Genomic DNA, 9409 nt, shown 5'->3' on the forward strand with positions numbered 1-9409 from the left:
TCAAATAACGACGTGATATAAACACTATATATATTATGCATTTAATATCAAGATGGCACTTTTATAGAGATAAGACCAAAAACTACTATGCAAAATATCTATGCAATTGCCATTCTGATTGCATCACCAGTTATATTAGTTATCTGACTGAAAATATGACTAAATAATGAAATAGGAAAAACAAAATAATTTTCATTTCAATGACTCAGCATCACTAAACTAATCAATATTGGGCACTGGTGTACAATAATTTTCTTAATAAAATTGAGGGTAATAAAAATGATTAAGCCCCGGATACATACTCAAATTCCAACAACCTGAGATACATTTGCAAAAAGGTCTGCCGAATAGGCAGACCTTTGTCTAATCTTCCATATAACGATTAGCGTTACGCTGCTAGTTTTGTGCCCTTGTCGTAAATAAGCAGTTGTCGTAATAAACTTGGCACTATGACCACTGCAGCGTTCACATCCTTATTTAATGTAAATGTAGATTCAACCAAAGTAGCATCGGCTCCAAGTGCATTGGCACCATGTAGTGACACCGTCACAGACCCACCTTCGATTGGATCAAGAGTCAGTTCATATTGCCAAACTCCATTTTCACCAACCAGCACCTCAGCATCTGAAACTTTAACTCCCCCACTGTCTGTGACACTTAGGCTCAACTTATCACCTTCAGAAAAACGAACCGTAGTACCATCGAGAATCAATGTGGGTGACTCTGATTCGTTAACATCGTTACCGCTGTTGATCGCAGAGATGCTAATAGTTGGCGTAATCGGCAGCGAATGTGTGCTGTCTTGCGCCCCCACGTTACCCAATAAGTCTTGGTAATCTTTCACCACCAAATCCACCGTCAAATCAGACGACGTCGCGACTAATACATCGACATTGCCCGTCCACACGCTGGCGTCCGCACTCTGCGTCAGCGAGATGACCGTACCACCTAACTCGGCACTGGCCGCTTGCAGCGCTTTATCGAACTTAAGACTGACCGATACGCTCTGACCTATCGCTTGGTGTTTTGGGTTAAACGTCACGCTCGTTAACGTCGGTACCGCTTGCGCGAGCGTAAAGCTTGCGCTTTCGCTTACTTGCACGCCTGCAGCGTTGGTGCCCGTCACAATAACGGTGTAGCTGCCGTTCGGTTGATCGCTGATGTCCACCGTACTGCTCCAAGCCCCACCGCTTGCTACGGTCATAACGCCATTTTTCAATACCGTCTCATTGTCTTGCGCTTTCACTGCCAGGCGAAGCTCTTGACCATCAAAACGGGTCGAGGTGCCTGAGAAGGCCAAGTTCGCGGCATTGCTGCCGTCCACACTGCCCACCGGTGTGATGTCCAACGTTGGCGTGATAGGCAGCGAGTGTGTGCTGTCTTGCGTGCCCACATTACCCACTAGGTCTTTGTATTGCTCTGTAATCAAAGCCACTGTTAATTCATTAGTATCAGGCACTCGAACGTTACCCTTCCAAACTTTCTTATCAGCCGTAGCAGTTAGTGAGTTGATTTGATTACCACCAAGCATGGCCGTTACTTCTTGTAATTCCTTATCAAATTCAAGGGCTACTTGTACATCTTTGCCTACTTGCTGATGCATTGGATCAAATGTCACGCTAGACAGGGTTGGTAACACACCCTCAATCCCCAAAACCAAACTATCCCCTTTTCCGGGGATAGTATTTACGCTTTCGTAACTATTATCACCGACCCGTATGGTTATGTTTTTATCTTGTTTTTCAGGCGCTCTGTAATTGACCGTCCAAGTTATGTTGTCTGTTGTACTCCATGATGCTTGCTTCAGCGCGCCTATATCATTGTCATCATCTGCTTTAATTTCGACATCTGAAAATTCAAACTTATTAACCTCTTCAGTAAAGGTAAATGAAATAGGAATTTCGACTCCACCAGCCAAAGGCATTAACGCTATCGTTGATATTGTTAACTCAGGAATACTTGCAGCTTCAACTTTTGCATTTAGTGACTTCTCGGTCTTGTGTTCAACTAAATCGTCTGCTGTTACCGTTATTAGATAATCGCCAGGAGATAAAAGATAACGTATCAAGTAAGGGTCACCGTCTTTGATAGGTTCTTCAATTAACTGTGGGGTTACCGGGGCATCGGTACCATTGTTTGCAGTAGAATTAACACTGCTTAGATTTTTATCGAAGACGTATGCTCTTACATCCAAATAATATTGCCCTTCCTCCGGAATCATCGAATCCTGAGTACTGGTGATACTTGAAATGACCGGTGCTTGGTAATCAACAATGGATGCGATGCCTTCAGCATCGTAAGTCTTGTTGAGCACATTAAAGTCAGTAATAACTCGCCCGATAGAATCGGTTACGGTTACTTTTTGCATATACTCAGCTTGAGCATCGATATCAAAAGTCATCGTATCTGAAGCTGTTGAAGAGGCTATTTTCCCAGAAAACTTAATCGTGTTACCTGAAACTGGAACCAAATCTATAGCATAGGAAGCAGCCTTTACATCTTCTCCATCTTCAGAGGTAATGGTGAACGCTTGGCTATCATTAGTAAAAGCAAGCTTACCCCCTTGTAAACTTGTTATTCCATCAAAAGCCAAATCAATAGTTGGTATCCTAATGTCAATATCAATCGTCTTATTTTGAGTCCAACCTACATTGTCAGTTGCTTCGACATTGACTCGTATCGAATTCAACTCTTCTAACTCAGTTTTTGGAAGATCAAAATAAAGGTGTGAATTTTCGCTATCGTCATCTTTATCAAATACATATTTAGGATTAACTATTGTGTACTTAACCTTTGCTATACCGCTACCTTCATCCCACACAGAAAACTGAAATCTAACTAAGCTAGAATCATCCGGAGATTCATTGAGGGATACAGTGTCGTCAACATTTGGTAGGCTATTATCGACCATTACGCTTACTTCATCGCTTATAGACTCTCCCCATACATCAATAATTTGAATTTTAGGCTTAATAAATTGACCATCTAGTTTGTCATCTAATGGCGCGGTAAACGTCGAGCAAGAATAGTCATCCTCACACTTAGTGAAAGGGCCAAAGTTCTCTGGGTTATCATTCAAATTATATGACGCACCATCTAGAGTTGCGACGACATTTTCAAGATCAGAATTTTGTCCAACCTTCACCTTGAATTTCATTTCAAGGGTCTCACCTCGAATAATAGTATCTTCAGCAGGGCTGGTAATAGCGATTTCTAAATCGCCTTGGGCTGGAAGCAATAATTCTAACGCATGATCCGAACCTAAGTTTCCGGCGACATCAGACAAGTTCTTAATCGTGTATAAGTGCTGTAACGCCCCCGGAGAGAGGATATCGGCATACAACTCTCTATACGTACATGTCGTTATACCCAATTTAGAGCTACAACTATTTGGTTCAAAAGACACATTTAATCGATTTCTTACCAATAACGGTTCGTTACCATCACTAATATCCACACCAGAAAGATTGTCTTTGAAGCTCAATGTTAAGCTCAGAACTTTCTTACCTTCGGCGTTCAAACCGACGTCATTGCCAGTAAATTGATATGTGTCTTGTTCAACCGTAGGGGCATCGATATCCATCATATTAAAGCTGAATTTATTGACTGTTTCAGTATCATTCGTTCCTACTGTTTTCGTTATCAAAACCACAGGTGAAACAGACATATTCACATCAGTTGTAATGCTACACTTATAATTTTCTTGAGGATTAGTTATAACACCTGAATAAGCATTGTTCGAACCATCTTCCGGCACACCGTCTGAGGTGTAATTCTCTCTAACCCAACATTCTAATGTTTTTGCTTTTACCTCACCCGCAGGGCCAAATTCAACATTAAGGGTACTTCCCGATATATGACTTTGGAAGTCAGTCGGTTTTACGATTGACAGAGCAACACCTTGACGTTGCACATTGATACTTTCTGACCGTTCGGAAACAGGCCTTTCTTGTTCAGAGCTATAGCGAACGTTATTATATACTTTGAATTCCAACTGATAGGCACCATCTTCCGTTAGATCTGCCTCTGTCAACCTAGCTTCCCAAAGGCCACCTTTCTGAGAAAATGAGATATTGTTGGTTTGTTCCCCATATTTATAAGTACCTTCAACTAGCGGGATCCCGCTCTCATCTTCAGCATCAATACTTATAATTACAGGTTCAACACGAGTAATTTGTATCTGGCCACCAGAAGAAACTGGCGTGCCATCTTCATATGTGAAAGTAACCGAGTTAATAGTGGGCTTTGAGTTTTGAACTTTAACCACATAATCTATGCTTGTCGTATTCCCTCTAATGTCGGAACCACCTAATCTGATAGTGCGAATCGCACTATCACCATCGTTTTCACCTCTTAAAGGAATCTTCATATCTTCACCAACTAAGGTGCTTGCATCAGAGGGGTTTTCTTTGAAAGTCCAATACTCTAATGTTTCATTGTTAACACCGTCTGATGATGGTGTTCCCCTATCATTTAAATCTTGGGCTGAAAGATTGAATACATAATCACCAAGATAGAAACTTTCCGGATCAAACGCATTTAACTTTAGTGATGGGCCTTCACGATCTAGCAGAACAGTTCTAATTTCTGTTTCAGATTCAAACCCATATTCGTCTAGGGCTTTGAGGTACAGGTTAGCCTTTTTGTCTTCGCCAATCACTATAGTGTCACTTTGCGTTTCTGTAATTTCGATATCAAAGGGCTGCGTTGGATCTTTGGGGTCAATTGAACGTATTGCAGCGTTTTGACCTTGTTGCCAAAGTTCAACCTTAGATACATCAGAGTCGTCAGATACTGATGTAAGCTTTACAGTAAATGCGGTACCAAGAACATAGCTTTCACCTGAATTAGTGTCTAAAACCCAAGGGTCAGCTAATTCAATTACTGGTCCCTTGTTGTCGACCAAGAATTCAAATTCACCACTGTGTGTTCCCGATGGAAAAGAACTGTCTGTTGCTGTTACGTAGAAGAAGTTTTTCTCATTATATTTAAATGCCTCCGCAACTAGTCTCACCTCTACGTTAGGCTGCATGCCTAATAGATACGGCTCAGTACTCTCTTCAGGTTCTGTTTCGTAATGTTGCAAAGTGAAACGCCTGCCAGACTCTGACTTCATATCGACTTCAACCAAACTCCCTGGACTCAAGCTCCAAGTAATATCAGGTACCCAGCTAGTATTACCACCTAAGTGGTTAATAATTTTAGATCCGTTTACTACCGGACCTTTTGAATCAAGTAATACACTAAATTGAGGGGCATTGGTCGTCTGGCGGTTAACTATATTAGACAGATTGTCTTCAGCATTAACATACACCACCCAATTACCATCTTCTGGACTAATAATATTACCTTGACTGCTACATTTGTCTCCAGAGCATAGTTTTACCTTAAAATGATCCTCTGTATTACTTGAAAAATGTGAGTTAGCGTCATAATCATTAGTAACACCGGTTGCCGAGTTGTAGAAAGTGAGCCCTCGCTCGTCCAATTTGTCTCCTACAATATCGTCAATGTTGAAAGTGAGTTCTTGAACATAATTGGTGTTCAAATAGACATTTTCGTCAATCGGATCACCATTACCATCGCTCGGGGGAATATAAGTCGCTAAAGGATAATCATTATCCACATACAAAGTTTCCGTATGTGGTTCCTCTCCATTGTAACCATAGCTATTTCCATGCTCATCCATTGCACTGGTCACAAGTGCAAACTCGACAATCCCTTTGAGATTTGAAGACTCGGTATTAAGGGTAAATAAATACTCTTTTTTATAATTATCACCACCTGACTCTCGAATATTCAGATCAATTGGGATTTCCGTATTCGGTTCAGTTTTCTTATACCACACTGTAACAAATAATGGCTGACTGCCTTCTTCCACGACAATGCCTGACGGATCTTCCAAAATAATCCGTGAATCTAAAACACCAGCAACGTACCGTTTATTTCCAACCCATGTTTCTCGGCCATTTTCGATACTTAGCGAAGGTTGAGGCGGTGATTTATCAATACTTTCGCCATCACCGTCTATAATCTGTTCGCCATCGAGGCTTGGGTTCGCCATTGATATCTGATCGGCGTATCGCTGAGCTAGGTTAGCTGCTACACCATACTTTTCAGTCATAATGTTATAGTATGATTGCGCTAAGTCATTACGGTAAGACTTTGAGCTAAATTCATATGAATCTAGAACTATTTTTTCACCCCCACTACCAATACCGTTAGCTTGGCCATCGTACTGCAAGTCATCATAGATAGCGGAAGCAAAATCAACAGAGTTACTTAGTAGCATATTGTTTATTTGGGTAATGTCATAAATCGCTTCTACTAAAAACCGATGAATATAATTATTAGGCAGTTTTTCCGGAATAGCACCTTTCAATATTTCATTCGTTGCATACGAAACGATCGTTGGGTCGAAACCAAAGAATGAATCGCTTCCACCAGCGAGAGCATATTGTACGTCGTCTAAAATTCGTGCGGCATTCTCTGGAGTCTTGTTTCCAGCTTCAACTTGATTCCATTGAGAGTCAAACAGTCCGGTTTGGTATGTTGCTAGCTCGGTAATATAAAAAGTCTTAGAACCATTAAGTTTAAAGTAGGCACCTATATTCGCGCTATTTAGGTTCACTTGTTCTGATTGTGTACCTGGATCACTCTCCCACTTGTAGTAATACGGTTGCGTATTACCATCAATACCGATTAACCGCACTCGCATAAAGTCGTAGTTAACTACATCAGTTGTTGTTTCACATCCAGCAACATCGAGTGCTTTATTTGTTCCATCACTTTCTAAGTGCTGAATCGTGGTACATCTTCCTAGCGAGGTAAACTCTCCCTTCGAGTTTAATCCCTCCAATTGCACACTAGCCCCGATAAATGGAGTAACGATCGTCATTGTCGGCAAGTCGAAGCTACTACGAAAATAAACTTCTTGCTCAGCACTTTCATTTTCAGACTCGTCAATAGTTTGAATCACTAGTTTTTGACTGCTGTTCTCGGACGTCGAATCGAAGTTGTCACCAAGTATTTCTTTTACAAAAGGAACATAATAGATAACCTCATTTACGTGTCCTTCAGTATCAGAGATAGTTTCGTGGGGTATGTTAGCGGCAGAGGCTACGGTATCGGTTACCTTCTGAAGCACGTAGTTATTATCATTGTTTGCGCTTACTAAATACTTAACAACTAGCTTAAGTTTGTCGGCACTAGATCCTAACCCCATATCCCCGTTGCCATCTGAGACTCTGACACGAACATATGGAATTTTGTTATCTTTGAGGTCGTTGACATTAAAGTCACTAAAATCGACATCGGGAATTGAGTTTAAAATCCCCTTGCTCGCGTAAATGTAATCAATCTTCAAATAATCACGAGTGGATTGAACCGTTTCTGATGTGTAGGTGTCTTGCGTATAAACATCTTCTTTAGTTACGCGTTCCCCATCAACACTAACGTTGACATAATTCATTGGAGCATTCTCTGGGTAGCTAATCACTTGCGCCGGCGCTTGATCATCACGAACGACTTCGTGAACTTCCTTACCAATATTCCCGTTGCTATCGGTGGCTTTAATTTCAAATGTTGTTATCGATACGAATTCATCGGTTGAATATCCCTTACTGAATTCACAGGCGCTGCCTGACTCTAAAGTTATATGACCACAAGAAACGCTATCATCTAAACCGCCTTTAAATGAAACCGTTACCGAATCAATCTCTTGCGAGTCTTCTTTTACAGTGCCTTTAAGCACATACTCTTTTGCACTGTTGTTTATAGAACTAGCCGAGGTTACTTCAATTACCGGCGCATTGTTGTCCCATTCAAAGTTTACATAATGGCCAACATCTCGCCCTTGAACTAATTCGTTACCTAAGACGTCAGTCGTATAAAAAACCAAACGTGCCGCAGTGACATTTGAGAGTCCCGTATCCGAATCAACTTCTACCGCGTCAATGGCTTTTGTGTCTACACTTACTTTAATACTTGTTTCTCTAAGACCAGATTCAAAGCCGTCGAATTCCAAGAAACAAAACTCACTACCCGCAGTTTGTTCATCGTCACACTGACTCTCGAGAGACCAGACACCGTCCAGTTGGTATTCAAGGTACGCTGAGACACCTTGAACACCAATTTCATCATTGAGCTTAATATCCACTTTATCGAGGCTTACCAATACATCACTGTCTGTTCTAGACACTGTAGGCGCTTCGGTATCAATTTCGGTTTCGTCGCGAGGTGGGATCACACCGCCAGTACCGCTATTGGTGCCTTGGTCATTAATCTTACGGCTAAACTCAACATAGTCGTCTGCGTCTGTTCCTGAAATATTTAAGTTAGGATCATTGACGACAATTAGAACATGCTGTGCCAAAACGTGAGTGTAAATATCACTAGAGACTTTTTGTTGACCGAAGGTTAAAGGGGTTACCCCTCCCGACACAGTACTTATTTCCAGCCCATCAAGAAGACCATCGGCAATGACATCTCGATATTGGATATCAGCCAAATGCATCGATGTGTAAATATTACTCTGAGTATCACCGTATTTTTGAATTAGGTCGTACGAATAAGAAGAATAAGCGGTTAACAAAGCACCATATTGGTGACCGGATGTAGCAAAACTACTTTGACCACCTTTAGTAATGTCTATCGGAGTAGTTTCATTGACATCGAAACCATATATATCGTTAATGCTATTTAGTGATTCCGATATAGCAGTAGAGTCTGACACTCCCCTGCCTACTTTGTATTGAGTTAAGCCTGAAACGATGTTCGTCAAAGGGGTCAGCATTAAGTTTTGATCACGCCCTTCTTTGTAATTGAGCATGGCTTCTAAACGCAGTGTTTTGCCGTTACTGACAGACACTGTATTTTTCGTTAAGGGATCGGTATAACTGCCTTCTTTAGCTACGATGAAAAGTGGCATCGATGAAGATTCAAATTCAACCTTGTAGTCACCAAAAGCATCGGAAGTCGTACTTGCTAACTTCCTACCTAGGTTTCCATCCTTGTATTCAAACACCTCAATTTTCGCACCGCTCACAGGAGCGTCAAAAACGTTACCTGAGATGCTTCCGGTATTCCTTGCTGGCGGGGTGTTATCACCTCCGCCTTCCCCACCGCCACATGCGCTTAAGATAAGCGACGTAACAATAAGACCTAATGTTGATTTCAACGTATTTTTAGTGAACATAGTTTTCTGGCAGAGTATATTTTTCCGCGATTATATTATCGTCTAAGATTTTCTCAACATGACATAATAACTACTTATAAAGTACAGTTTAGCTAAATCAAAAGGTGAAATGTTTGTTTTTTATCTCTCTAAAAACACACCCTATACCTTTAGCTAGTCATTACGAAGGAATGAACTAAAATAACATGCAAAAAAAACAAATAAATATTATGA

1 protein-coding gene is annotated in these 9409 nt (G+C 41.0%); it reads right to left on the reverse strand.

Going from position 1 to position 9409, the window contains the following annotated elements:
* Positions 1-388 precede the first annotated feature (388 nt).
* On the reverse strand, positions 389-9196 hold the full coding sequence (locus AB4517_RS17295) for a tandem large repeat (RefSeq protein WP_372148939.1): 8808 nt from the start codon (positions 9194-9196) through the stop codon (positions 389-391).
* Positions 9197-9409: the final 213 nt, after the last annotated feature.

The sequence above is a fragment of the Vibrio sp. 10N.222.52.C3 genome (assembly GCF_041474195.1).
Lineage (GTDB): Bacteria > Pseudomonadota > Gammaproteobacteria > Enterobacterales > Vibrionaceae > Vibrio > Vibrio crassostreae_C.